At 44.8% G+C, this 25,439-nt stretch carries 18 protein-coding genes and 2 pseudogenes; 12 read left to right on the top strand and 8 right to left on the bottom strand.

Annotated features, from left to right (window positions below):
- Positions 1-520: 520 nt before the first annotated feature.
- Both aroA and MICAI_RS13890 read left to right on the top strand, forming a co-directional pair.
- Complete coding sequence (aroA, locus tag MICAI_RS13895; RefSeq protein ID WP_008203094.1) at positions 521-1,861, top strand: 3-phosphoshikimate 1-carboxyvinyltransferase; 1,341 nt, start codon at positions 521-523, stop codon at positions 1,859-1,861.
- A 195-nt stretch (positions 1,862-2,056) separates the two neighbouring features.
- On the top strand, positions 2,057-3,796 hold the full coding sequence (locus tag MICAI_RS13890; RefSeq protein ID WP_008203093.1) for an ABC transporter ATP-binding protein: 1,740 nt from the start codon (positions 2,057-2,059) through the stop codon (positions 3,794-3,796).
- Positions 3,797-3,804: 8 nt separating this feature from the next.
- Here MICAI_RS13890 and purF read toward each other — a convergent pair whose 3' ends face one another.
- Together purF and purL are read right to left on the bottom strand one after the other, a co-directional pair.
- Positions 3,805-5,268, bottom strand: a complete 1,464-nt coding sequence (gene purF, locus MICAI_RS13885) for an amidophosphoribosyltransferase (protein ID WP_008203091.1) — start codon at positions 5,266-5,268, stop codon at positions 3,805-3,807.
- 290 nt (positions 5,269-5,558) lie between these two features.
- The gene (gene purL, locus MICAI_RS13880) at positions 5,559-7,829 is read right to left on the bottom strand and encodes a phosphoribosylformylglycinamidine synthase subunit PurL (RefSeq protein ID WP_008203089.1); all 2,271 of its coding nucleotides are present in this window, start codon (positions 7,827-7,829) and stop codon (positions 5,559-5,561) included.
- A gap of 148 nt (positions 7,830-7,977) precedes the next feature.
- Between purL and MICAI_RS13875 the strand changes: the two are divergent.
- Positions 7,978-8,462 (top strand): annotated as a pseudogene (locus MICAI_RS13875) (DUF29 domain-containing protein); the annotation flags it as partial.
- 269 nt (positions 8,463-8,731) lie between these two features.
- Positions 8,732-8,902: pseudogene (locus MICAI_RS24015) on the top strand (transposase); the annotation flags it as partial.
- A gap of 12 nt (positions 8,903-8,914) precedes the next feature.
- On the opposite strand, the gene MICAI_RS13870 reads toward MICAI_RS24015, so the two are convergent.
- Both MICAI_RS13870 and MICAI_RS13865 read right to left on the bottom strand, forming a co-directional pair.
- The gene (locus MICAI_RS13870; protein ID WP_008203086.1) at positions 8,915-9,907 is read right to left on the bottom strand and encodes a pentapeptide repeat-containing protein; all 993 of its coding nucleotides are present in this window, start codon (positions 9,905-9,907) and stop codon (positions 8,915-8,917) included.
- A 33-nt stretch (positions 9,908-9,940) separates the two neighbouring features.
- The gene (locus tag MICAI_RS13865; protein ID WP_008203084.1) at positions 9,941-11,155 is read right to left on the bottom strand and encodes a hypothetical protein; all 1,215 of its coding nucleotides are present in this window, start codon (positions 11,153-11,155) and stop codon (positions 9,941-9,943) included.
- A 362-nt stretch (positions 11,156-11,517) separates the two neighbouring features.
- Here MICAI_RS13865 and MICAI_RS13860 point away from each other — a divergent pair, with 362 nt between their 5' ends.
- Complete coding sequence (locus tag MICAI_RS13860; protein WP_008203081.1) at positions 11,518-12,315, top strand: glutathione S-transferase; 798 nt, start codon at positions 11,518-11,520, stop codon at positions 12,313-12,315.
- A 160-nt stretch (positions 12,316-12,475) separates the two neighbouring features.
- Here MICAI_RS13860 and nblR read toward each other — a convergent pair whose 3' ends face one another.
- Together nblR and MICAI_RS13850 are read right to left on the bottom strand one after the other, a co-directional pair.
- The gene (gene nblR, locus MICAI_RS13855) at positions 12,476-13,165 is read right to left on the bottom strand and encodes a response regulator transcription factor NblR (RefSeq protein ID WP_008203079.1); all 690 of its coding nucleotides are present in this window, start codon (positions 13,163-13,165) and stop codon (positions 12,476-12,478) included.
- Between the two features lie 55 nt (positions 13,166-13,220).
- Positions 13,221-13,718 carry a hypothetical protein gene (locus tag MICAI_RS13850; RefSeq protein ID WP_008203077.1) on the bottom strand — a complete coding sequence of 166 codons (498 nt, stop codon included), beginning with the start codon at positions 13,716-13,718 and terminating at the stop codon, positions 13,221-13,223.
- Positions 13,719-14,503: 785 nt separating this feature from the next.
- Here MICAI_RS13850 and MICAI_RS13845 point away from each other — a divergent pair.
- From MICAI_RS13845 to MICAI_RS13825, 5 genes are all read left to right on the top strand, one after another.
- Positions 14,504-15,415 carry an RluA family pseudouridine synthase gene (locus tag MICAI_RS13845; protein ID WP_008203075.1) on the top strand — a complete coding sequence of 304 codons (912 nt, stop codon included), beginning with the start codon at positions 14,504-14,506 and terminating at the stop codon, positions 15,413-15,415.
- A 289-nt stretch (positions 15,416-15,704) separates the two neighbouring features.
- A complete protein-coding gene (gene dnaK, locus MICAI_RS13840) occupies positions 15,705-17,867 on the top strand; it encodes a molecular chaperone DnaK (protein WP_008203073.1) in 2,163 nt (720 codons plus the stop codon).
- A gap of 180 nt (positions 17,868-18,047) precedes the next feature.
- Positions 18,048-18,923, top strand: a complete 876-nt coding sequence (locus MICAI_RS13835; RefSeq protein ID WP_008203071.1) for a J domain-containing protein — start codon at positions 18,048-18,050, stop codon at positions 18,921-18,923.
- Positions 18,924-19,020: 97 nt separating this feature from the next.
- The gene (locus MICAI_RS13830; protein ID WP_008203068.1) at positions 19,021-20,169 is read left to right on the top strand and encodes a quinone-dependent dihydroorotate dehydrogenase; all 1,149 of its coding nucleotides are present in this window, start codon (positions 19,021-19,023) and stop codon (positions 20,167-20,169) included.
- A gap of 175 nt (positions 20,170-20,344) precedes the next feature.
- Entirely contained in the window at positions 20,345-21,934 is a 1,590-nt protein-coding gene (locus MICAI_RS13825) for a DUF3352 domain-containing protein (RefSeq protein WP_008203066.1), read from the top strand.
- Here the strand turns inward: MICAI_RS13825 and MICAI_RS13820 are convergent.
- Together MICAI_RS13820 and MICAI_RS13815 are read right to left on the bottom strand one after the other, a co-directional pair.
- On the bottom strand, positions 21,908-23,155 hold the full coding sequence (locus tag MICAI_RS13820; RefSeq protein WP_008203064.1) for a bifunctional folylpolyglutamate synthase/dihydrofolate synthase: 1,248 nt from the start codon (positions 23,153-23,155) through the stop codon (positions 21,908-21,910). The genes MICAI_RS13825 and MICAI_RS13820 overlap by 27 nt on opposite strands.
- 83 nt (positions 23,156-23,238) lie before the next feature.
- Positions 23,239-23,964, bottom strand: a complete 726-nt coding sequence (locus tag MICAI_RS13815; RefSeq protein ID WP_002759138.1) for a 2-phosphosulfolactate phosphatase family protein — start codon at positions 23,962-23,964, stop codon at positions 23,239-23,241.
- A gap of 378 nt (positions 23,965-24,342) precedes the next feature.
- Here MICAI_RS13815 and MICAI_RS13810 point away from each other — a divergent pair, with 378 nt between their 5' ends.
- Both MICAI_RS13810 and MICAI_RS13805 read left to right on the top strand, forming a co-directional pair.
- Positions 24,343-24,759, top strand: a complete 417-nt coding sequence (locus MICAI_RS13810) for a XisH family protein (RefSeq protein ID WP_002751648.1) — start codon at positions 24,343-24,345, stop codon at positions 24,757-24,759.
- Positions 24,747-25,082: a XisI protein gene (locus MICAI_RS13805; RefSeq protein WP_008203059.1), complete on the top strand. Its 336-nt coding sequence runs from the start codon at positions 24,747-24,749 to the stop codon at positions 25,080-25,082. Before MICAI_RS13810 ends, MICAI_RS13805 begins: the two co-directional genes overlap by 13 nt.
- Positions 25,083-25,439 lie beyond the last annotated feature (357 nt).

Raw genomic sequence — 25,439 nt, 5'->3', positions numbered from 1 at the left:
GTTATCAGTTATCAGTCATAATCATTTCAACTAAGATTGAGAATATCGGCTCTTCTAGGTTATGTGTGATAAGTTTAACTTACATAGGATCGATCTTTGTGTCCTCTGTGTCTGGAGTGGTTCCTTTCACTCCCGCGCCAGCAGGACTGTATCTTAGAATACATTTTACCCACCAAATCCAAGAGAGCCGAATATCAAGGCCAGAGTTCATAAGGGTTTAACTGGTCTAGATTGTATCAGACTTATCTGAAATGATCATAGCAGTCATTTTAGTAAAAAATCCTAGGGTTAGGGGAAAATCGGCGGCTCTCTTATTATTTGTGTGATAAGTTTAACCTAATACGGGAGCGATCGATCTCTGTGTCCTTTGTGTCTCTGTGGTTCGTTCCATTCACTTGTTCCTGTCACACTGGGAAAATCAACTGTCACTCTAGCTTAATATTCTTTACATAACTTGACAAGGAAAGGGCGAGGTAAAGAGGGAAAATAGATCGAGCTTGTCTTCATCTGCCTAACGATCATGTCTATTGTCACCCTTAACCCCCTTCAATCCCATCAAGATTTAGTCATCGATCCGGGTAAAATCACGGGATTACGGGGAAAAATCACCATCCCAGGCGATAAATCTATATCCCATCGTTCCCTGATGTTAGGAGCGATCGCCGAAGGAGAAACCGTTATTCATGGGTTATTATTGGGCGAAGATCCCCGCAGTACCGCTAGTTGTTTTCGTGCCATGGGTGTGGAAATTTCCCAACTCAACAGCGAGAAAGTGATCGTCAAAGGTAGGGGTTTAGGCAATCTTCAGGAACCCTTAGAAATCCTCGACGCGGGCAATTCCGGCACGACGATCCGCTTAATGTTAGGATTATTGGCCGGTCATCGGGACCGTTTTTTTGTCGTCACCGGTGATGCTTCCCTGCGATCGCGTCCCATGTCCAGGGTGGTGAAACCCCTCAAGGAAATGGGGGCGCAAATTTGGGGCAGAAAAGCCCATTCTTTGGCTCCTTTAGCCGTTTCTGGGGAATCTCTGCAACCGATCCACTACTATTCTCCCGTCGCTTCTGCACAGGTGAAATCCTGTCTTCTCCTCGCTGGACTGTTAACCGAGGGGAAAACCACGATCACGGAACCCGCTTTATCTCGCGATCACAGTGAACGGATGCTGCGCGCTTTTGGGGCAAATATTGAGGTGGATGGGGAGACTAATAGCGTCACGGTGACGGGTTATCCCACTTTAACCGGACAAACGGTGATCGTTCCAGGGGATATCAGTTCGGCGGCTTTTTGGTTGGTAGCGGGGGCAATTGTGCCTAATTCCGAGTTATTAATCGAAAATGTGGGAATAAACCCGACTAGAACCGGAGTTTTACAGGTTTTACAGGCAATGGGAGCAGATATCACCCTCGAAAATCAACGGGTGGTGACGGGGGAACCGGTGGCGGATCTGCGGGTGAAATCCAGTCAACTACAGGCAACCACGATCGCCGGTGAGATTATACCCCGTCTGATCGATGAAATTCCGATTTTGGCAGTAGCGGCGGTTTTTGCCCAAGGAACGACAATTATCAAGGATGCCGAGGAATTACGGGTGAAGGAAAGCGATCGCCTGACGGTGATGGCCACCCAACTCGATCGCCTAGGGGCAAAAGTAAGGGAATTACCCGATGGTTTAGAGATTACCGGCGGTACGGGCCTATTCGGCACGGAAGTGGACAGTTTTACCGATCATCGCATTGCTATGAGTCTAGCGATCGCTGCCCTCAATTCCCGTCAACCCACCACTATCCATCGCGCTGAAGCGGCCGGCATTTCCTACCCCGATTTTTTTAGCACCTTAAAGCAAATTTGTCAAGAGTGAAAATATTAAGTTTTTCTGCGAACGGGCGAGGGGTAACTGGTATAATTGCGGGATAAATCACAGAGTAGTAGGCCACCTGTGTGATAATCGAGTTCATCGATCGAAATAGCGGAAAATAGAAGCGTCCCTAACTCGCATTTCCCTGAAAAATATCTCCCCATCTACCCCACTCCCGTCTTCTATTCCCCACCGATAATGGAAATCATCGCCCAATTAGAGAAAGTTTCCTATATTTATCCCGAATCCTCCAATCTAGTGCTTAAAAATATCTCTTTAGCAATTCATCGAGGAGAATTTTTAGGTATTATCGGGCCCACAGGTGCAGGAAAAACTACTCTCTGTTTAACTCTTAACGGTATTGTCCCCCAATTCTACGGAGGGCGTTTTTTTGGTTATGCAACAGTAGCCGGTTTAGATACTTTAACCCATCCCGTTAGCACCTTGGCCCGCTATGTGGGGGCAGTATTTGAAGATCCCGAAACGCAACTTTTAGCCACTTCGATAGAAAATGAAATCGCTTTTACCTTAGAAAATTTACGGCTACCGCGAGAGGAAATTAAAGCGCGCATTCCCAAAGTTTTAGCGGCAGTCCGGTTAGAGGGAATGGAAAAAAAATCGCCGGGGGAACTATCGGGAGGACAAAAACAACGATTAGCGATCGCCGCTGCCCTTGCAGTTCAGCCCGCTTTGTTAATTCTCGATGAACCCACCTCCCAACTGGATCCGGTGGGATCCCAGGAAGTTTTCGCCACCATTAAGGAGTTAAATCGCCATCTCGGTGTCACTATTGTGATGGTCTCCCACGCAGCCGAGGAAATGGCCGAATATGCCGATCGCCTTGTACTATTAAGGGAAGGTGCGATCGAAGCCATGGGAACCCCGGCAGATATCTACTCCCAAGTACAACTTTTACAGGAAAATGCCCTGCGTCCCCCGCAAGTGGCCACTACTTTTGCCTTGATCAATCAAAAAATCGGGGCGGTCGCAACGCGCTCGCTACGCGAGATCGATTCCATTCCTGTCACCCTAGACCGCGGTTTTGCCCGTTTAAATGAGCTTAAATCCTTTTATCATCAAATAACACCAAACCCTCCCTTATCGTCGGTTTCTGACCCCTTAAACCCCATACTGAGGGTAAAAAATCTCTGCCATACCTACCCCGATGGTACTACCGCTTTGCGGGATGTGTCCCTCGATATTGCCGAAGGGGAATATCTGCTGATTATCGGTCAAAATGGCGCAGGAAAAAGCACTTTAGTCAAGCATTTTCTCAATCTTCTCTCGGCAACCACTGGTCAAGTTATGATTGACGGACGTTCGACCGGTAGCTTTTCTGTCAGTGATTTAGCTCGCTCGATCGGTTATGTAGCCCAAAATCCCGATAATCAGATTTTTAACACCACTGTGGAGAAAGAAGTATCATTTGCCCTGACTAATCTCGGTTATTCTCCAGAAATCATTATCCAACGCACGGAAGCAAGTCTAGAAGCCATGGGATTGCTAGAATATCGCTCCTATCATCCTCTCTCCTTGCCGAAAGGCGATCGAGCGCGGGTAGTGATTGCGGCAATTTTAGCCATGGAACCGCGTATAGTTGTTTTCGATGAACCCACCACCGGCCAAGATTACCAAGGGGCTAAGGCAATTTTAGAGGTCAGTCGTCAATTACACCAGATGGGCAAAACGGTGATTGTGATCACCCATCACCTCTATTTAATGCCAGAATACGCCGAAAGAGTAATTATCATGGGCCAAGGAACTATCCTTTTAGATGCCCCAATCCGGCAAGCTTATCATCAAACCGATCTCTTAGCCAAAACCTATCTAACTCCACCCCAAGCAGTTTTATTGGCACAAAAATTAGGACAACTTTCCGGTTATCCTAATTCTCTTTTAACTCCCCAGGAAATTGCCGATTGTTTTCAGAGGATTTAGCCTTGAGGCTATTTAACTGTTTCTAAAATCAACTTCGATCGCTTAACATTATCAGGTACAGGAATCGGATAATCGCCATTAAAACAGGCAGTACAGAAGGTTTTCGGATCTTCTTTCGTTGCTGTTAACATCCCATCGTGACTGAGATAAGCTAAACTATCCACCCCGATTTGTGCCTGAATTTGCGCCACCGATTTAGTTGCCGCAATTAACTGCTCTTGATTGTCCGTATCAATGCCATAAAAACAGGGATGAGTCACCGGAGGTGAAGATATTCTCATGTGAACTTCTCTTGCTCCGGCATCGCGTAAAGCTTTAACTAATTTCCGGCTAGTGGTTCCCCGCACGATCGAATCATCAACAATAATAACTCTTTTTCCCTGTAAAACATCCTTTAAAGGATTCAATTTCATCTTAATCCCCGACTCTCTCATGTGTTGGGTTGGTTGAATAAAAGTCCGTCCCACATAACGATTTTTAATCAATCCTTCCGCGTAGGGAATATCAGAAATGCGCGAAAATCCGATCGCAGCCGGAATACCCGAATCGGGAACTCCCATCACCATATCTGCTTCTACCGGCGACTCTTTGGCTAATTGTTCCCCCAAACGTACCCGATAAGTATATAAAGATTCCTCGTGAACAATGCTATCGGGACGAGCAAAATAAATCATCTCGAAAACGCATAATTTTTTCTCCGGTTTAATGGCCCAATCCACCGAAGATAAGCCATCTTGACTAATCCAAACTAATTCCCCCGGCTGCACATCCCGCAGATAATCGGCCCCGATAATATCTAATCCGCAGGTTTCCGAAGCCAAAACATAACGGGGGGGATTGCCTTCTTCTTGCAAAACCCCAATTACTAACGGTCTGACACCATTGGGATCTCGCGCCCCGATAATTCCCGTCGGTGTGCCGATAACAAGGCTGTAGGCCCCGCTACAATAGCTAAAGGCATCGATCGCCGCTTCTATCCAATCCTTGCCACTATCCACTTCCTGCCCGATAGCGACGGCGATCATTTCCGAGTCGGTGGTGGTGACGAGATCACAACCGCGCTTTTCTAATACATTTCTTAACTCAAAAGTATTGACTAAATTGCCGTTATGTGCTAGGGAAAGTTTACCCAAACGGGTTTCGATCACAGCAGGTTGGGCATTGGCCCGACGGCTAGAACCGGTGGTAGAGTAACGAGTATGACCGACGGCGTGAGTACCGGGCAAGGTTTTAAGGACAGTTTCGCTAAAAACTTGGGAAACTAAGCCCATTTCCTTGTAACAATGCACCGTTTCCCCGTCGTAGGTGGCAATACCTGCCGATTCCTGTCCTCGGTGTTGCAGAGCATAGAGTCCAAAATAGGTCAGTTTTGCTACTTCTTCCTCGGGGGCATAGAGTCCAAAAACTCCACAGGCTTCTTCAGGCTTATCGACGCGGTTCAAGAATAGGGATGAGTCGGGATGGCTAGACATGGGAAGGTTGGGGCTTGGGGCTACTTTTGAGACAAAATCTTAACTTATCTTAATCTCTTTTTAACACCTTATTTATGGGGATTTGAGGGATGGGGATTTGGGGGATGGGGAACAGTTATCAGGTGTTGGGTTTTGGGGTTTTAGGGTGTTAGGGTTTTGGGGTTTTGGGGTTTTGGGGTTTTAGGGTTTTGGGGTTTTAGGGTTTTAGCTGAAATTCCCCATTTCCCCATTTCCCCATTTCCCCATTTCCCCATTTCCTCACTCCCGACGACCGACTCCTGTTTACTTCCCTAAAGTCTTCTTTCGATCGCTTTTGACCAAACTTGCTGTATAGTTTCTAGACTAACATCGATCGCCGGTTGTTTATCCCGGTCAAGAATTAAAAGATTATCGCTTTTTTCGCTAACTTTGCCAGTTATTTGCCAATAGTCTCCTAATTGTGTCTTTAGGTATTCTTCCCAATCTTGCTGATTTTCGGGGGAAACGGAGACGATAATGCAACTAGCTAATTCCCCGAATAACACCGCGTCAAAACGTCCCTGATGCTGCCAAGAAAGGTCAATTTCTGCCCCTAATTGGCCACTAATACAGCATTCTGCCAGAGCAGTGGCTAAACCCCCCTCCGCGCAATCGTGGGCAGATTTCACCCAACCGGCGCGAATTCCCCGACGACAGGCCGCTTGTACCTTTCTTTCTAACTCAAAATCAATTACCGGCGGTTTTCCCGTCACCAAACCGTGAATAACGGCTAAATACTCCGATGCGCCGATAGTTGGCAAGGAAAAACCCAAAATATAGATTAAATCCCCCGCTTTTTGCCAACCTTGGCCGCAAATTTGCCCGATATCCGGCACTAATCCCACCATACCAATCACGGGAGTCGGATAAATAGACTGGGGGCTGCCAGCTGCATCAACGGTTTCGTTGTACAAAGAGACATTACCCCCAGTTACTGGTGTATTCATTTCCCGACAAGCTTCGGCAATACCCTGACAAGCAGTGGCTAATTGCCAATAACCGATTGAATTCTCTGGACTTCCGAAATTGAGATTATCCGTGACAGCAATGGGGTCAGCCCCAACACAGCTAAGGTTTCTGGCCGCTTCCGCCACGGCCAACTTAGCTCCGTTATAGGGATCAAGATAAACATATCGCGGATTACAATCTGTAGTCGCCGCTACACCTCGCCGAGAATTGGCGGGATTAGCACCCAGAGGACGCACGCGAATCACGGCCGCATCGGCCCCCCCGGGGAGAATAACGGTGTTATTCTGGACTTGATGATCATATTGACGATAAACCCAGCGTTTTGAGGCAATCGAGGGACTATCCAGCAGTTTTAATAAAATCTCGTTATAGGATTCGGGAATAGGAATCGTGCTATCTTGCCATAATTGAGCTTTTTGGGCGTATTCCGGCGGTTCTGTTAGTAATTCCCGATGATAAATCGGAGTATTATCGGCCAGGGCCGTGGCAGGAATTTCGGCGGCAATTTCCCCTTTAAATAATATACGGACGATCGGTTCTGCAATTACCTGGCCAGCGACCACAGCCTGAAGTCCCCAACGATGGAAAATCTCGATTAATTCGCCTTCTCGTCCCGATTCCGCCACAAATAGCATTCTTTCTTGGGATTCCGATAGCAGATATTCGTAGGGAACCATCCCGGTTTCCCGGACGGGGATTTTATCCAGGTCTAATTCAATTCCCACCCCTCCCTTGGCCGCCATCTCGGAGGTAGAACAGGTGATCCCAGCGGCCCCCATATCCTGGGCCGCCACCACCGCGCCGGTCTTAAATGCCTCTAAACAAGCTTCTATCAGGGATTTTTCCAGAAAAGGGTCGCCCACTTGCACCGCGGGCCGGTCATCCATAGATTTATCGGTTAATTCGGCACTGGCAAAACTCGCCCCTCCCATACCGTCGCGGCCGGTGGTAGAACCAACGTATAAAACCGGGTTTCCTAGGCCTTTTGCCCCAGATTTAACGATTTCCTGGGTTTCCATTAGCCCTAAAGCCATGGCATTAACGAGGGGATTGCCATTGTAGGCATTATCAAAGTATATCTCACCGCCCACCGTGGGAACGCCCACACTATTGCCATAATGACTTATTCCTTCCACGACTCCGGCAAAAATGCGCCGATTGCGGGCATCTTGCAAGTTACCAAAACGGAGGGAGTTGAGGATAGCAATGGGACGGGCCCCCATGGTAAAAATATCCCGCAGGATGCCTCCGACTCCGGTAGCGGCACCTTGTAAGGGTTCCACGGCCGAAGGGTGATTATGGGACTCGATTTTAAAGGCTAATCGCAATCCATCGCCTAAATCCACTACTCCGGCATTTTCTCCCGGTCCAACGAGAATTTTTTCGCCGGTGGTGGGGAATTGTTTGAGCAGCGGCCGGGAGTTTTTATAACAGCAGTGTTCCGACCACATCACGCCAAACATTCCTAATTCGGCTTTGTTGGGGTGTCTTCCCAGTCTCTTGACTATTTCTTCGTATTCTTCGGGTTTGATGCCTTCTGAGGCAATTTCTGCGGCAGTGAAGGGGGTAGTCATGGGAAAATGCGATCGAGGGACAAGATTTATTGTATAACGTCTGATGAGATCGAGTTACAATGCCTAGTAAAGGACAAAAAAGTTACAAGGGTTTGCGCTAGTAAAGTTAAGCTAAAGACATAGTTTTATGATCAGTTGGAACGAAACTATGGCAGTAGAAACAGCTTTATCAATGAAAGCCTTATACGATCAGGATTTTGTTCTCTGGGCTTCAAAAACCGCCCAACTTTTAAAGCTAAAAAAGTTTGATGAGGTGGACTGGGAAAATCTGATCGAGGAAGTGGAGTGCATGGGGGAAAAGTGACAGACAGGCCGTAGAGAGTTTATTAACCCAGCTTATCGAACACTTTCTTAAGTTAGCCTATCACAAATCGGAACAGGAGCGAGAAGGAAACGTCTGTCACTGGGTAGGAGAAATCGCCAGTTTCCGAACTCAACTAGGAGAGTGGCTAGAAACCGCTACTCTCAGCAACCATGCGCGGGATTATTTTCAAAAAGCCTACTCGAACGCTCGGAAAACTTTAATACAAGCGAAAGCTGTCACTGGCGACGCAATTCCTTCCTGTAGAGCCTCATTTCTCCCTCGAACAGGTATTAGATGGGGAGTGGTTCCAGGTTGATATCGATCATTACCTTAAATGTCGGATGAATGCCCCCGCTAAATTTTTCGACAAGACATCAACCTTTGCGGGGGATGAAAGCCGACCAGGATATTGACTGCGAAGCACGATTTTAATTCTATCATTTGTAGGTAAACTGTATTATACTTAATTTATCCAGGGTCGAGGATTAATCAATGCTAGTCGTAGAAGCGAAGTTAAAAAACGGGACACCAGAACAATACCAAAGACTAGATGAAGCTATCAGAACTTCTCAGTTTGTGCCTAACTCTTGTGTTCGTTAAACGACTAAAAAAAGCACAACGACGGTTATCCAAAAAGTTTCGTAAAGGGAAAAAACAGTCTAATAACTATCACAAGCAACGGACAAAGGTTGCCAAGCTTCACCTTAAAGTATCAAGACAACGTAAAGACAAAGCAATTAAAGACGCTTTGGCGTTAGTCCAGTCTAATATTCAGCAACCCCTACTTATTAATCCGGCCATCGGGCATAGTTGCACCACGGAGGTTAACTCCCATTAGATTAGCACTCATTAACTCGGCACGAGTTAGATTCGCATTACTTAAATCGGCACCGGTGAGATTGGCTCTGGCAAAGAAAGCATCAACTAAATCCGCTTCGCTGAAATTAACTCCTGAAAGATTAGCCCTTCTTAAGTCAGCATGATTCATTCTTGCCCCTTGAAAATTAGCTTGACTAAGATTAGCTCGATCGAGTTTTATTTGAGTCATAATTGCACTATGGAAATTTGCACCCATTGCCTCCGTATCGCTCATTTTTGAGCGCACTAAATTGACTCCCGCTAGATTTGCCCCCACTAAACAAGCCCCGATTAAATTAGCATCAGCAAGTAAAGCATCTTGGAGATTAGCATTAGTTAAATCCGCTTTTCTGAGGTCAACATTGCACAAATTAGCTTCCTTTAAATTGGCTCCTACTAGATTAGCTCGCACCAGATCAACTCCTTTCATATTAGCCCCTTGCAGGTCGGTGCGGTAGAAATTAGCACCTTGTAAATTAGTGTTATGATTCTTCTTTTCCTGACGCATATTTGTTCCCCGCAAACAAGCACCAGTCAGGTTAGCACCACTTAAATCAGCCCCCCGTAAATCCGCACCGATTAAGTTAGCATCAAGTAAAGTCGCTAGGGTTATATCGCTATCACGAAGATTAGCCCCTTGTAGCAGCGCTCCGTGTAAATTGGCACTGCGTAAATCTGCCCCATTTAAGTCAGCTTGGTTGAGACTAGCACCGCTTAAATTAGCTGCCACCAGATTAGCTTGAGCGAGATTAGCCCGGTTAAGATAGGTAAAGAGAAGATTGGCTCCGTGTAGATCTGCTTCATTTAAAACAATGCCAATTAAGTCAGCACCAACTAAATTAACTCCTGGTAATCTTAAGCCACTAAATTGAGTTTCTCCTGCGGCATAACGGGCAATTAATTCGGTGGGTTTCATAGGTGGAATATCCAGAGAAATTTGGGTAAAAAATTAAAGAATTTTTTGTAAAGCTTGCACCAGAATACTGGCGGTCTGAACGTAAGCATCCCTATCCATTTGGTTTTGAGCAATATTGTATAGTTCAATTTCGATATCCTTGAGAGATTTGCTGCTTTGGATCAGTTGTTGTAGTAAATCTTCTAGGGTATAACTTCGCAGGATTGACCAATCTTGACCGCTCCGGTCCCAAGGATGAAATAGGAGCGAGAAAATCAATATTTTGGCTCGTAAAGGATTAGCATACTGGAAAATTTCTAAACGAATTTCAAAGGGGTCGTAGGCAGGAATTTGTGGGAAATTCCTGGGGTTTTTATTTAAGAAAGCTGGCTCGGCAAAATGCAATTCCATGGCTAATTGCGGTTCATTTATATCGATGACCCCAGCGGCAAAATCCACAGGTTCACTTCTAGATGGGGAGAAAGATGCGGTTTTAGTCGCAGAATCAGAATCATTATTTAGATGAACTAGCTGAGGGTTCAAGATTTGACTTTTTGACTCATTATTCTCCTCCTCTTCTTCCTCATCCTTATTAGTGTCGTAAAGAGGCTCTAGCTGGGTAAGAATAATATCGGCTAGTCCTAGGTAGAGAGCTTTTTTATTAATATTTTCGGCAATTTGGTTGAGAGTTTGTCCCAAGCTGAGGAAATTGGGATTGTTTCGCTGCAGTTCTAAAATAATATTGGTTAAGCCATAACTATTAATCACCGCTTGATCGTTTTCCCAACGATTTTTACAAGCGGCAAACATTAGTTTTTGAATTCTCGCCTTCTCTCGATGATTTTCTAGGCTACTAACCACCTGTCTTAATAAATTGTCTTCCTGGTTGTTGACATCATTATTAACGGTGCTAAAGCTAGGGTTAACTTCGAGTTCTACTGGTAATAATTGAGTGTCATGGGTGGCATCAATATTACTATATAATTGACTGATTTGCTCGATAATAACCGTGGCTACGCTCCGATAAACTTGAGGACGATTGAGGGTTTTAACTAATTTATAAACAGAAAAAGTTAATTGTTCTTTACTGGTTTGGAGCCGCACTAACTCCTTCACCAAGTCTTCCATAGCCACAGGGTTTAAAATATTAGGATCATTTTCCCAATATTTTTTACAGATACAAAAGATTAATTTTTTGATCCGTAATTTTTCTTCGTGGCTGTCGAGATAGTGAACTACGTCATTAAAAACGTCGATGGATAATTGCATAGTAACCTCTGATCCGAGAAAGGAGCCAGCTCTCGCACACCTCTACTATAGCGGTATGCTATTGGTCTCTCGCTAGTCCGCTTGCCAGAATATATAAGTTATTCTTAGCCTTTAGTGCCTGAAAATATCCTAGCCTAAAAGCGTGGCACTATTTAGTTCAGGTTGCTGGATCTAGTCTATCTTCTCTAAGAGTACCAAGCCTAATTCCTAAAATTAGCAAAAGATTATTTTTTCGTCTGGCTCGTTTTTAGTACAAGTGTTCGGATAAAATCGGAGTAAAGTCTTTAAGTTTAGGCAATTGATGCCCGATAGGGTTAGAGTAATCGGGGAGAAACTGATTTATCGAGAGGCCATATCATCCCATGCTAGAACTCTACCAATTTGAATTATCTGCCTATTGTGAGAAAGTCCGTCTCATTCTCGACTATAAGGGACTTGCCTATAAAAAAAAGGACGTGGTGCCAGGGGTGGGACAATTGGAATTATTCCGTCTTTCCGGACAGCGCCAGGTCCCCGTCCTCAAGGATGGTGATACCTATATCGCTGACTCGACGGAGATTGCTTTTTATCTCGATCGCAAGTATCCCGAAAAACCAATTATCCCCACAGACCCCCTACAACGGGGTCAATGTTTATTAATCGAAGAATGGGCCGATGAATCCCTCGGATTAAAGGGAAGAACCGCTTTTCTCGGCGCTTTTGCCCAAAATAAAAACTTTCGTACCGCTTTTTTACCCCAGGAAACTCCCGATTTGATGCGCTTGTTGCTGGGTTCTATGCCGGGGGAATTAATTGATATTTTGGGAACGGGTGTAGGTCTGGGAAAAGATGCTATCAATACCGCAAAAAAGGGGCTACAACAGGATTTAGAGGCTTTGAACCTCATTTTAACCAATCGTCCCTATTTAGTCGGGGATCAGCCCAGTTTAGCCGATTTGGCCGTGGCGGGATTAAGTGTACTGCTTCAGTTTCCCCAGGGTTCCTATCTCCACTTACCCAGGGAATTGCAAGGCAAGGGGATTCCAGGGTTAGCCGATAATAGCGCCTACGAGGGCTTTTTTGCTTGGCGCGATCGTCTTTATCGTCAATACCGTCAAACTATCACCCCGGGGGGTTCCACCCCTCCTCTAGATTCCCCCAACTCCATCGAGATCGAATAGCAGAACTTGACTAGGGTGGCGGGGTCTGGGGTGTAGGGTGTGGGGTGTGGGGTGTAGGGTGTGGGGTGTAGGGTGTGGGGTGTGGGGTGTGGGGTGTGGGGAGATTAAATAAAAGCAATCTACTGATCACTGATCACTGATCACTGATTACTGATTACTGTTAAGATTCCCGTAAAACGTAGCCCACACCACGCACGGTATGAATGAGGCGTTTTTGACCACCAGCCTCCATCTTCAGGCGTAAATAGCGAATATACACCTCAATAACGTTTGATTCTCCTTGAAATTCGTCTCCCCAGACATTTTCGAGAATTTGCTCCCTTGATAATACTTCCTTCGGGTGAATCATTAGGTAGCGCAGCAGTTCAAATTCTTTCATCGTCAACTCAATATTTTTGTTTTTATAGGAGAGACGACGACTGGCTAAATCTAATACTAAGTCACCGAAGCGCAATTGTTCGGGGATAGTTTCCAGAGGCTGCAGATAAAAACGGATTAATTTGACAAAAGATTGCGAATTATAGGGTTTGAGAAAATAATCGTCGGCTCCCGCTTCCAAACAGGCGAGACGTTCTTCTAGGGTTTCTTGAGATACTAACAAAATAATATAAACTCGACTTCCCTGAGAACGTAAACGACGACAAAAATTCACACCAGCCTCCGCCGCCAGGCAGCGATCGAGTATAATCATCGCTGGCTGCCAACTTTCCACTTCTGGGAAAGCTATATCAAGGCTAGGCACAATCAGGGGGCGATAACCTGCTTCTTTCAAGTCTCCACTAGCTAGTTTAGCCATATTCTCCTCAATTCCCACCAAGAGAATCGAAGAACTTGGGACGGATGTACTCATGAGTCGGCAGCGGTAAAGAAATAGGAAAGATGGGGAGGGGACTAGCTAATTATACTTAATTGATTCTCGCCCGACCGATTTGAGATAAAAAAGTTAACGCTGTGGTCCGCTGGACAAAATTACCATTGACAGACCAACCGGTAACTCGATCGGGGGACGACCAGAGGCTAAGATGATCTACAGGTGGATCTGCATAAAAATTTTCTTGACCGCTACCCAGTAAACAGGAACTCCAATGGGTAAAATAATCGTGACTCAGGCGATAAATGGGAAAATTACCGATTAATGGCACTCCCCACCCGTCCAGAGCTATTAAAGCTGCAATTTTTGCCCCTTGAGCTTGCCAATAATGAGCTAAAGCGATCGCATTTACCACCCCCGCACTAAATCCAATTAAGGTTAGGTCTTCTCCCGGTGAAAACGCTTCATTTAAGCAAGCAAACGGCGAAATAATAATATAGGGACTTAATTTGACCGATTTGCTCCCCAGATGTCCTAAAAAATTCTCGGTCAATCTAGAATCATGAAAACCTGTACAAATTACCAAAGACATAAAGTTAAGTAAAAATCTATGAGGGTTCAGTAATCAGTTATCAGTAATCAGTTATCAGTAATCAGTTATCAGTAATCAGTCATCAGTCATCAGTCATCAGTTTTTTCTCCCTGCTCCCCTACTCCGTCTCCCCACACCCTACATCCCACACCCTACACCCCACACCCCACACCCCACACCCTACACCCCACACCCCACACCCTACATCCCACACCCCACACCCCACACCCCACATCCCACATCCACTTCCCCACTTCCCACTCTGCCATAACTACCCCTGCATACTTTGTGCTTTTTGTACTAAAAAAACTTTTTTTTTGCAATAAAACTACATAAAAAAAAGATCATCGTTGTGGGTGAAATTGACTGATTTAACCGTCTTAATTGGGATCACCTTCTAGGTGTGGCAAGGGTTTCAACCTTTGCTGCCCAAAAAAGCACAGAATAGCCCACTATGAAATTCGGTAAAATCGCTAGAACCATTGTAACATCGTTGTTAAATAAAAATCTTTCTCAATTAATTTTTAAGAATTTGTAAATATTGCGGAATATTAATTTAAATATTCTCAAGTTTTTGGAGTCAATGAATAATTTTTGCTTATCTTTGTCGAACATTGAGTTAGAAGTCAGGAGTCAGAAGTCAGGAGTCAGGAGTCAGGAGATTATTTTTATTTATTCTTCCTACACCCCACACCCCACACCCTACACCCCACACCCCACACCCTACACCCCACACCCCACACCCTACACCCCACACCCCACTTCCCCACTACCCCACTTCCCCAATGGCCAATCAAGGTTGGATTTATCGAGATAAAATTAGCAAAAATCAGGCAGGATTAAGCTTATTAGCCTACTATGCGGGCAAATATCCCCATTCTAGCCCAGAAGAATGGCTCGATCGCATTTTATCAGCAGCAATTCTCGTCAACGGTCGTCCCGCTAGTCCCGATACAGTCTTAGAAATCGGGCAGCAATTGAGCTATCAGCGCCCGCCTTGGACAGAACCGGATGTACCGCTCTTTTTTGAGGTACTCTACGAGGATGCCGAGGTGTTAGTGGTGGCGAAACCTTCGGGATTACCCGTGTTAGCGGGGGGTGGATTTCTCGAACATACTCTTATCCATTTGGTACATCAGCATTATGCCGAGGTCACTCCCTATCCAATTCATCGTCTTGGTCGCGGCACTTCCGGCATAGTCTTAATGGCGAAATCAAAGCCCGCTAGAGCTAAATTGAGTCAACAGATGCGAGAGGGGAAAATTACCAAAATATATCGAGCTTTAGTGGGTCGGGGCGACATACCGGATAATTTTAGTATTAATCAAGCGATCGGTCAAATCGCCCATCCCATTTTAGGCTACGTTTACGGTGCGCTCACAGATGGGTTATCGGCCCGCAGTGATGGTCGAGTCTTAAAAAAACATCCCGATAGTACCCTATTAGAAGTACAAATTTTTACGGGCAGACCCCATCAAATTCGCATTCATCTGGCCTTTTTTGGCTATCCCTTAATCGGTGATCCCTTGTATGGTCCGGGGGGATTACCGCGACCGGATGCAGTCCCGGGAGATTGTGGTTATTATCTCCATGCTAATCAAATCCTTTTCAATCATCCCAGTACAGGGGAAAGAATCTCTATTTCCTGTCAGCCGCCGCTGGAATCAGTTATCAGTTATCAGTTATCAGTTCACTGAGAAAACTCCCCACACCCCACACCCCACACCCCACACCCCACACCCTACACCCCACACTCTGCCCCCAGGAAAAACTTTTTGCCGCAGACCCTATTTAAAACCCCCCAAGCTCGATCGCCAGAGTCGCTAAAAGACCACTTCGGTAATCACACCCTCAATTGCCCCAAGGGAGAGCGAGAACCTAAGACAATTCGATACAATATTGTCAACAAGCATTAAGCGATTTAAACTATCGATCGAAGGTAAAAGTCCCGAAGTTATCGAAATCTAGGGGGAGACAAAAACAAGCATGGGTAGAGTAGTAGGCATTGATCTAGGGACAACTAACTCCGTCGTCGCCGTGATGGAAGGCGGAAAGCCGGTGGTCATCGCCAACTCGGAAGGCATGAGAACCACCCCTTCTGTGGTCGGTTTTAATAAAGATGGGGAGTTAGTGGTCGGTCAAATGGCCCGGCGACAAGGGGTACTCAATCCCCAGAACACCTACTATGGAGTCAAACGCTACATAGGTCGTCGCTACTCGGAATTAAACCCCGAATCGAAGCGCGTCCCCTACACCATCCGCCGGGATGAGATGGGCAGTATCAAAATTAAATGCCCCCGTCTGCAAAAAGAATTCGCCCCCGAAGAAATTTCCGCCCTAATTTTACGCCGATTAGCCGAAGAAGCCAGCCGTTATCTAGGGGAAGAAGTCACCGGGGCCGTCATCACTGTCCCCGCCTATTTTAACGACTCCCAACGTCAAGCCACCCGGGATGCCGGCCGAATCGCCGGGTTAGAAGTGCTGCGGATTCTCAACGAACCCACCGCCGCTGCCCTTGCCTACGGTCTCGATGAACAGGAAAGCAAGAAAATCCTCGTTTTTGACCTGGGGGGCGGTACTTTTGATGTTTCTATCCTGGAAGTGGGGGACGGCGTTTTTGAGGTGAAGGCCACCAGTGGCGACACCCAATTAGGCGGTAATGATTTCGATAAAAGAATCGTCGATTGGTTAGCCAATCAATTTTTGGAACAGGAAGGCGTGGAGCTGCGCCAAGACCGGCAAGCACTACAAAGACTGACAGAAGCGGCAGAAAAAGCCAAAATTGAACTGTCTGGGGTCAGTGTCACCGATATTAATCTACCCTTTATCATCGCCACGGAAGACGGGCCCAAACACATCGAAACTCGCCTGAGTCGGGCCCAATTTGAGGAATTATGTGGCGATTTAATCAGTCGTCTCCGTCGTCCTCTCAAACGGGCCCTTTCCGATGCCGGTTTGTCCCCCGTCCAACTAGACGAAGTGGTACTGGTGGGCGGCGGCACGCGGATGCCGGTGGTGAAGGATTTGGTGCGGAGTTTTATCGATAGGGAACCCAATCAAAATGTTAACCCTGATGAGGTTGTAGCGGTCGGGGCGGCTATTCAAGCGGGAATTTTGGGCGGCGAGGTCAAAGACGTGCTGCTCCTCGATGTGACCCCTTTATCCTTGGGTTTAGAAACCATCGGCGGTGTGATGAAAAAGTTAATCCCCCGCAATACCACTATTCCCGTCCGCAGATCTGACCTTTTTTCCACTTCCGAAAATAATCAAACTGTGGTGGAAATTCACGTTTTGCAGGGGGAAAGGGAAATGGCCAGCGATAATAAATCCCTGGGACGTTTTAAATTAACCGGTATCCCCCCCGCACCCCGGGGTATTCCCCAAGTGCAGGTGTCCCTCGATATCGATGCTAACGGCATTCTACAAGTCACCGCTAGGGATAAAATGACCGGACGGGAGCAAAGTGTCACCATTCAAGGCGCTTCTACCCTCAGCGAAGGGGAAATTAACCGCATGATCGGCGATGCTGCCCGATTTGCCGAAGCAGATCGTACCCGTCGCGAAAAGGTCGATAAACGCAATCGCGCCCGCTCTCTGGTGGATCAAGCCCAACGACGCTTAAAAGATGTTACTCTCGATTTTGGTAATGAGTTCACCCGTTCCTATCGTCGTCAAATTGAGTCTTTGAGTACGGAAATTATCGACGCTTTGGAGAAAAATGATGACCGTCGCCTCGATCGCGCCCAGGCGGACCTACAGGATGTTATCTATGAATTAAATCGCGAGGTACGGCTACAATACGACGAGGAAGACGAGGGCTTTTTTAGCGCTATTCGCAAGACTTTTACTGGAGATAAGGAAGATGATCTTCCCTCCGAACCGCGTCGCGATCGTTATCGTCAGGATTATCGTCCCACTACACCGGGTTATCAAAGTGATTATCGACCCAATTATTCGGCTAATCAAGATAGTTATCGCCCCCGCAATCAGGACAATTACTACAATGGCCGCGATAGCGATTGGCAAAGTCCCCCCCGTTCGGAGGAAAAAAGTTATAACAATAGTAAAAGTAACCGCAGCAGCGGCAATCGTTCCCGCAATATCCCCACCCAAAATAACTGGGATGATGACGATGATGATTGGTTTTAATCAGTGATCAGGGAACAGTAATCAGTAAACAGTAATCAGTAAAAAAACAGTGGGAAACTACTATTTAATACTGCTCGCTTAATACATACTGCTCACTTAGAACTCAAATCTGATAACTGATAACTGATGACTGATGACTGATGACTGATGACTGATAACTGATAACTGATAACTGAATATATGCCACAATTAGTTAATTATTATGATGTTTTAGGAGTATCTCGCACGGCTACCAGTGACGAGATAAAAAAGGCTTTTCGACGACTGGCGCGCCAATATCATCCCGATGTCAATCCGGGGGATAAATCGGCCGAAGAAAAGTTTAAAGATATTAATGAAGCTTACGATGTTCTCTCCGATGAAGAAAAACGGGTTGAGTATAATCGTTCCTTGACGGGGATTAAGCGCCGCGGGATACGTCCGGGGGAAAAAGCCAATAGTAACGGGAATGGAAAAATACCCCGTACAGAACAGGATTTATGGAAGTTTAGAGATTTTAATAACCTTAATACTAAGCGCGCTAAAATTGCCTCCTCTCCCCGTTTAACTCGTCGAGATGTGGAGGCAAAATTGACTTTACCTTTGGAGAAAGCCTATCAAGGTGGCCGACAAAGAATTCGTCTGGAAGATGGTAGATCAATAGAGGTTGATATGCCAGCAGCTATGATCGATGGGCAGAAAATTCGTCTCAAAGGTCAGGGGATTGAAGGGGGCGATTTATATTTAAAAATAACTATCGCTAGGCATCCTTTTTTTAGGATTCAAGGTTCTGATATTGTCTGTCAAGTACCAATTACTCCTAGCGAGGCAATTGTGGGCGGTTTTGTAGAAATTCCTACCATTGACGGGTTAGTTAAAATGATGATTCCTAAGGGAGTTAAAAGCGGTCAAAGATTACGTTTGGCTAATAAAGGTTATCCCACTTCCCAAGGAGAAAGAGGCGATCAATTAGTGGAAATTATCTTAGTTAATCCTCCCAATCCTAGCCTCGAAGAATTAGAACTTTATCAAAAAATACGGGCGATCGAAACTTTTAATCCTCGCCAAGGTTTATAAAGATTATGCTAGGTGGGTTACGGCAAATTTGAAATTTTTTGTCAAAAACATAACTTGTCCTTGCCTAACCCACCCTACACCTTAATCCCGCTTGATTATGACAAATATAATTGATACGATTAAACCTTTTTATCCTCTAGCTTTCAAGGCTATTCGGGGCAATTTAGAGGGAACACAAAAACAATTATTAAATACTCTGCAAAAAATCGATCGCTCGCGGGGGGGATTTTGGGGACAATGGTTAATCTCACAATTATCAGAATCCCTGAGTTTTAGCGATTCTCGCCTATCTCAAAGCCTCTGGGGGTTAAATTTCCCCAATCCCGTCGGATTAGCGGCAGGATTCGATAAAGACGGTTTAGGGGCAGGACTTTGGCATAATTTCGGCTTTGGTTTTGCCGAGGTGGGTGCTGTCACCCTAGAAGGGCAACCGGGCAACCCAAAACCGAGATTATTTCGTTTACCGAAAGATTTGGCGGGATTAAACCGTATGGGGGCAAATAACCTCGGTGCGCCGGTTCTAGCGGCAACTCTCCAGCAATCTTGGCAACGACAACCCCGACAGATTCCCATCGGTATTAACCTCTGTAAATCGAAAAATACGCCCCTAGAAAAGGCCCCAGAGGACTATTTAGGCAGTTTTCGCTATTTATTCCCCCATGCTGATTATTTTGTCGTTAATGTTAGTTCTCCCAATACTCCCGGTTTGCGTTCCCTGCAAAGTGGGGAACAACTCGATAAAATCCTCGACATTTTACAAACAGAAAATCAAGGCAGAAAACCACTATTAGTGAAAATTTCTCCCGATTTGGAATGGGAAGATATCACAATGATTATTGAGTTAGCTTTCTCCTATCAATTAGCCGGAATTGTCGCTACTAATACCACCACTAAACGCACGGGATTAAAAACTACAATTCTGCCTGAAACTGGTAAACCAATCACTGAAGAAGCCGGGGGAATTAGTGGGCAACCTTTGCGGGAACGTTCCACAGAAGTGATCCGTTTTATCTATCAGCAAACCCAAGGCAATTTACCAATAATTGGAGTGGGAGGTATTTTTTCTCTCGATGATGCTTGGGAAAAAATTACCGCCGGTGCGAGTTTATTACAGATTTATACCGGTTGGTTATACCGAGGACCCTGGCTAGTATCAAATATTTTACAAGGATTAACAGAAAAATTAGAGGCTAATGGGTTGACTAATATTAATCAAGGGGTGGGTTGGCAAGCTAACCAAGAATGAGCCAATTTTCTTCGGTAATTAGCAATAATTTCGGAAAAATTAGCTGAAATGTTGTCTGTCACCTTTGGGGATAAGATAAGATAATTAGGATAACTACAATAGGACTACTCTAGAGACTACAACCGCAGACAAATCGATCGCCAAGTATGGAACTTTTTAACCAAACCACAATTCTATGTCAAAAAAATCATTTTTACCCGGTTGTTTAGTCGTCCTAGGACTAACAGCAGTAACCGCAGGAGGTGTCTATCTTTATCTACGAGGACAACTACCTTGGCAAAGATTCACCCCCTTGCAATCGGCAAAAGTTATCCCAGAAACTGCCTTTGCTAGTAGTTTTGTCTCCACGGATGCAAAAGCTTGGTCAGTGTTAGCTAAATATGGTACACCAGAATCACGAACTGCGGTTAGTCAAGGACTAGAAGAATTACAGAAAAATATCTTCACCGATAAGATTGATTATCAACGGGATATCGAACCTTGGATCGGTAGTATTAGCTTTGCTTTCCTTCCCGCAGCTACCCCCGGACAATCGGAATTATTAACGGTTATCGGTATCAAAGATAAAATTAAAGCATCGGAATTCCAGAAAAAACTAGGACAAGAAGTTAATCGCAAAACTAGCACCAGTGACTACAAAGGTATTAAAATTACTGCTATAGATTGGCAGGATAACACCACCATTTATACTGCTGTTACTGGCGATTTTTTGTTGATATCCTACGATAAAAAGGTGTTAGAAGCGGCGATCAATACCTATCAAGGACAGCCATCTTTTAGCAGTAAACCGGAAGTGAGAAAACTGCTTTCCCAATCCCTCAACCTACCCAATACCCTAGCAACAATTTATATTGATGATTATGCCGCAATCTTGGGACCAGATGCCAATTTATCCCCCCAAAGTCGGCAAGAATTAGCAAAAATTCAGGATATTGTTGCGGGAGTGGGTGTCACCGATACGGGATTACAATTACAAATGGTGGCTAAACTGGCCCCTGAAACTATTTCTAACCTACCTTCCCCTAGCAAAAATAAAGTTTTAAATTATTTCCCTGGAGATACCATCGCACTCTGGAGCGGTAATAATCTTAAACAGGGATGGGAAGAAGCAGAAAAACAGTCCCAAACCAACCCAGAATTACAAGCTTATCTGCGTCAGATCCGTGAGAATTTTCAGATGGCAACCCTTGACGCGGATAAAGAAGTTTTTAACTGGATGGATCGAGAATTTGCCTTCGGAATTATCCCCAACCAGCAAGCAGTGGGAGGGTTAGGTTTTGGGGGAATGATGATCTGGCAAACCGGCGATCAGAAAGCGGCAAAAATTACCCTCGATAAGTTAAATGAATTGGTGAAAACTGTTCCCTTTATCACCATAAAAAACAGTCAAATTTCTGGTCAAGATGTGACTGAATGGAAAGCGGAAGAACAAGCACTTTTAACCTATGCTTGGGCTAATAATGATACCCTAAAAATGACCGTCGGAATTCCCTATCAACCGCAACCGAATCAACCGATTAGCAAAAGTGAGAATTTCCAAGCATCGATCGCAAATTTGCCTAAAAATAATCTCGGTTATTTCTTCATCGATGTGGAGCAAATTATCGCTAAAGCAGGGGGAATTAATAATCTTCCTGCCACGGAATTAACCCCAGAAGCAAAGGCCTTTTTAGAATCGGTACGTGGGATCGGAATTACTGCCACTATGCCTGATAAAACCACCAGTAAAATTGATGTTTTATTTTCCCTGAAACAAACTCCCTAAAAAGTAACCAACTAAATAAAGCGATCCACAGAGAATTATCTGACTATCGGCAGATTCTTGGATGGCTTTTTTTAGTCCTAAAAATACATCAGAACAAGTCTCTAGGTGAGATAATTCTGGACAAATTGAAGCCGCTAATTCCGCTAAGGTTTCAGGATTAGCACTGCTATGATCAGGAACAGGAACTAAATATAAACTATCGCCTTTTCTTAATAAAGCTTGGAATATTTCTCGATGATCTTTAGTCGATAAAATTCCCATCACCCAGATAATTTTTGGAGCCTTTAAACTATCTACATACTGCCTTAAACCAATCGCAGCAGCAGGATTATGAGCGCCATCTATTAAAATTTCTCGCTGACACCAATTAACGGTTTGTAAACGTCCTAACCAGCGAGTTTTTGCCATTCCTTCCTGCACGACTTCATCGCTAATTTGCCAACCTTGCTGACGCAAAATATTAACAACAGCGATCGCTATAGCGGAATTAGTTAATTGAAAATCTCCCGCTAAGGATAAAGGATATTCTAAACCTTGATATTTAGCACGATTATCGGCAATTTTTTCGGCAGCTTCTACCCATACCGTTGGACAATTTAACAGCTTGATTCTCTCCCTAACTACCCCCTGCGCTGATTCCGGTAATTGTCCGATAACTGCGGGACAATTCGCTTTTAATATCCCCGCTTTCTCCCCGGCAATATCGGCAACCGTGGGACCTAAATTTTGCCAATGTTCCCGACTAATAGAAGTGATGACAGTAACTAAAGGTTGAGCGCAAACATTAGTCGCATCCAATCTTCCTCCTAAACCCACTTCCATCACGGCAATATCCACCTTTTCCTGAGCAAAATACAGCCAAGCAGCGGCAGTAATTACCTCAAATTGAGTAGGACTTTCCTGCTGGGGATCGATAAGCGATTGTATATATTTAAGCAGGTTTTCTAAAGTCGCGGTTTCAATATTTTCGCCATTAATAGAGATTCTTTCTGTCCAATCAATTAAATGGGGAGAAATATAACGTCCGACTTTGTAACCGGCGGTACTGAGAATAGAGGATAGATAGGCACAAACTGAACCTTTGCCATTAGTTCCCGTGACATGAATAATCGGAATTTTATCTTGGGGATTGCCTAAAATCTCCAGCAGATTTTTTATTCTTTCTAAACCGAGATTGACACCAAAACGCTGAAAAGGTTGCAGTAAAGAATCGATAGTCATGGTTGGCAAACTATAAATAAAGGAATCCGGGTAGGATCGATACTCCTACCTGCACTGATGACCCTTTCTCTGGGTGATAATGTCTAAAGTTTGACTAAAATGCTCGGTTCTTTTTGGATCGGTAAAACATCAAGAGAGTCAATATTAGCGCAGTATTTTAAATCTTCTTGACAGTGGAGACGCAAGAGGCGCTGACCATGACTACAACTGTGGAACATTCCTAAAAGATCATTTTGCCATTGACGATAAAGAGCGATCGAGGCGATAACCTCATCATTACCGATCGCCATTTGCCCCGATTGTTCTTGTAGCGCATCGGCGATCGCTCCAGCACAGGCCGTATCTTCCAAAGAATAACCCCCTTCCCAACCAGAGCCAACAATCCAGACGGTTTCGGGCTGCCTATCCAATAAGTAATTAACGGCAGCTTGCCGATTGATCATCGCCGCAGTGATCACGATTGGGGATTCTTCCACTCTTTGCAGAGCGCGGGTGCCGTTAGTGGTGCTGATAAACAGACGACGACCTTTCATTAAATCAGGGGTACAATCGAGGGGAGAATTGCCCAGATCGCAGCCTTCCACTTTCGCGCCGCCTCTTTCTCCTGCCCGGAGACGTTTTTCTGGTTGCCAGGTATCGCTCACCTGCATCAGGGTTTTCAGATCGCTGAAGGTTTGCACTGCTTCTGCACCGGCATTGAGGGCAGTGGCAATCGTGGTTGTTGCTCTTAAAACATCGATAACGACGGCGCAATCGGGTAGAGTATGGACGGGGGTAAGTTCGGGAGTATGATAAATGAAAACCTGCACGAGTTATACCAAGTAAAAAGTAAAAGGGGAAATAAGCTCAACATACCGCCGCTCGGCGTTGCGCTGGCAGAAGAAAGACAAGGCCGATTTTATCACGATGGATGTCAGCTAGTTAAGCTGTTCGTCATTCAAATTGCTTGTTTAGATCGGGCAAGAGGCAATACCCCCCCGATGTCGGGGGGGCAGGGGGGGTGGGGGGTTGGGGGGCTAATCTAAGAATAAGCGGTTTAAATACGTCTTAGCTCATCATTTGAAATGCCCACGCGGATCACAAAATTGGCTAATTGTCAATAGGTTTTGAGATGTTCTCACCCCGGATCGCTCATCATGACTAAATGTTATAATTAATAATTATTATGCCTGCTAACCTTAAGATTCATGTCTGCTAAAGATCGTTTTCATGGTGCAGTGAGAAAAGGATTAGAAAAAGAGGGTTGGATCATTACGGATGACCCTTTAAGGATTGAAGTGGGTGATGTAGAAATGTATGTCGATTTAGGAGCAGAGCAACTGATAGCCGCAGAAAAAGATAATGAAAAGATAGCCGTTGAAATTAAAAGTTTTATCGGTAAATCCAGCATTTCAGAATTTCATACTGCCATTGGACAATTCTTTAATTATCGTGTTGCTTTAGAAGAAAAAGAACCTAAAAGACAGTTATATTTAGCTGTTCCCTTAGATATTTATTATAGTTTTTTTGAATTGCGATTTATTCAAACTGTCGTTAAACGATTTCAAATTTACCTGATTATTTATGATCCGATTGGGGAGGTAATTGTCGAATGGAAAAATTAGCACAATATCGTCACTATGTCAAGCAAGTCATTACTGAATATTCTCAGATAGGTTCATCTAAAGAGCCGATTGAACAACAATTGATTTTTGATACTGTTGGCGATCACTATCAATTGATGTATGTTGGCTGGAAAAATAGACGAAGATATCATGGTTGTGTTTTGCATCTCGATATTAAAAAGGGTAAAATCTGGATACAACATGATGGCACTGAGGTGGGAATTGCCAATGAATTAGTTAATTTAGGCGTTCCTAAAGAAGATATTGTTTTAGCCTTTCATGAACCCCTAGTCAGAGAATATACAGGGTTTGCGGTGGGTTAATCAAAGAGGGCGAATGCAATTCGCCCCTACAATAATATTATTGCGCCAATGGTAGGGGCGCACCGCGTGCGCCCAAAATGTCCTATAGATATTTCGACAAAATTGAGATGCACCCAAATTATCCCTATTCTTCTTCCTTCCACACAAAAACCAGAAGAGCCAATTCGCCTAACCTAATCATAAGGTTAAGCGACAAACAGGATCAGCAAGAGACTTCGATTTTTTTACCTTGCTGATCTCTGTATTTCTTTGTTAACAAAACTTAACAATTATCGGCAAAATTTTGCTTGCTTTTGTCGGCAGATTTTGGGATAATATTTTTAAAAGATTTTATTCATAATGGAAATCTGTGGATCC

The sequence above is a fragment of the Microcystis sp. T1-4 genome, assembly GCF_000297435.1.
Classification (GTDB): domain Bacteria; phylum Cyanobacteriota; class Cyanobacteriia; order Cyanobacteriales; family Microcystaceae; genus Microcystis.
This window is presented reverse-complemented; position numbering and strand designations above follow the sequence as displayed.

Coding starts and splice junctions, on each gene's coding strand:
- dnaK (WP_008203073.1), top strand. CDS start 15,705: ATGGGTAGAGTAGTAGGCATTGATCTAGGGACAACTAACTCCGTCGTC.
- MICAI_RS13830 (WP_008203068.1), top strand. CDS start 19,021: ATGACAAATATAATTGATACGATTAAACCTTTTTATCCTCTAGCTTTC.
- MICAI_RS13845 (WP_008203075.1), top strand. CDS start 14,504: ATGGCCAATCAAGGTTGGATTTATCGAGATAAAATTAGCAAAAATCAG.
- aroA (WP_008203094.1), top strand. CDS start 521: ATGTCTATTGTCACCCTTAACCCCCTTCAATCCCATCAAGATTTAGTC.
- MICAI_RS13810 (WP_002751648.1), top strand. CDS start 24,343: ATGTCTGCTAAAGATCGTTTTCATGGTGCAGTGAGAAAAGGATTAGAA.
- purL (WP_008203089.1), bottom strand. CDS start 7,829: ATGACTACCCCCTTCACTGCCGCAGAAATTGCCTCAGAAGGCATCAAA.
- MICAI_RS13825 (WP_008203066.1), top strand. CDS start 20,345: ATGTCAAAAAAATCATTTTTACCCGGTTGTTTAGTCGTCCTAGGACTA.
- MICAI_RS13865 (WP_008203084.1), bottom strand. CDS start 11,155: ATGCAATTATCCATCGACGTTTTTAATGACGTAGTTCACTATCTCGAC.
- MICAI_RS13850 (WP_008203077.1), bottom strand. CDS start 13,718: ATGTCTTTGGTAATTTGTACAGGTTTTCATGATTCTAGATTGACCGAG.
- MICAI_RS13820 (WP_008203064.1), bottom strand. CDS start 23,155: ATGACTATCGATTCTTTACTGCAACCTTTTCAGCGTTTTGGTGTCAAT.
- MICAI_RS13835 (WP_008203071.1), top strand. CDS start 18,048: ATGCCACAATTAGTTAATTATTATGATGTTTTAGGAGTATCTCGCACG.
- MICAI_RS13860 (WP_008203081.1), top strand. CDS start 11,518: ATGCTAGAACTCTACCAATTTGAATTATCTGCCTATTGTGAGAAAGTC.
- MICAI_RS13890 (WP_008203093.1), top strand. CDS start 2,057: ATGGAAATCATCGCCCAATTAGAGAAAGTTTCCTATATTTATCCCGAA.
- purF (WP_008203091.1), bottom strand. CDS start 5,268: ATGTCTAGCCATCCCGACTCATCCCTATTCTTGAACCGCGTCGATAAG.
- MICAI_RS13870 (WP_008203086.1), bottom strand. CDS start 9,907: ATGAAACCCACCGAATTAATTGCCCGTTATGCCGCAGGAGAAACTCAA.
- MICAI_RS13805 (WP_008203059.1), top strand. CDS start 24,747: ATGGAAAAATTAGCACAATATCGTCACTATGTCAAGCAAGTCATTACT.
- nblR (WP_008203079.1), bottom strand. CDS start 13,165: ATGAGTACATCCGTCCCAAGTTCTTCGATTCTCTTGGTGGGAATTGAG.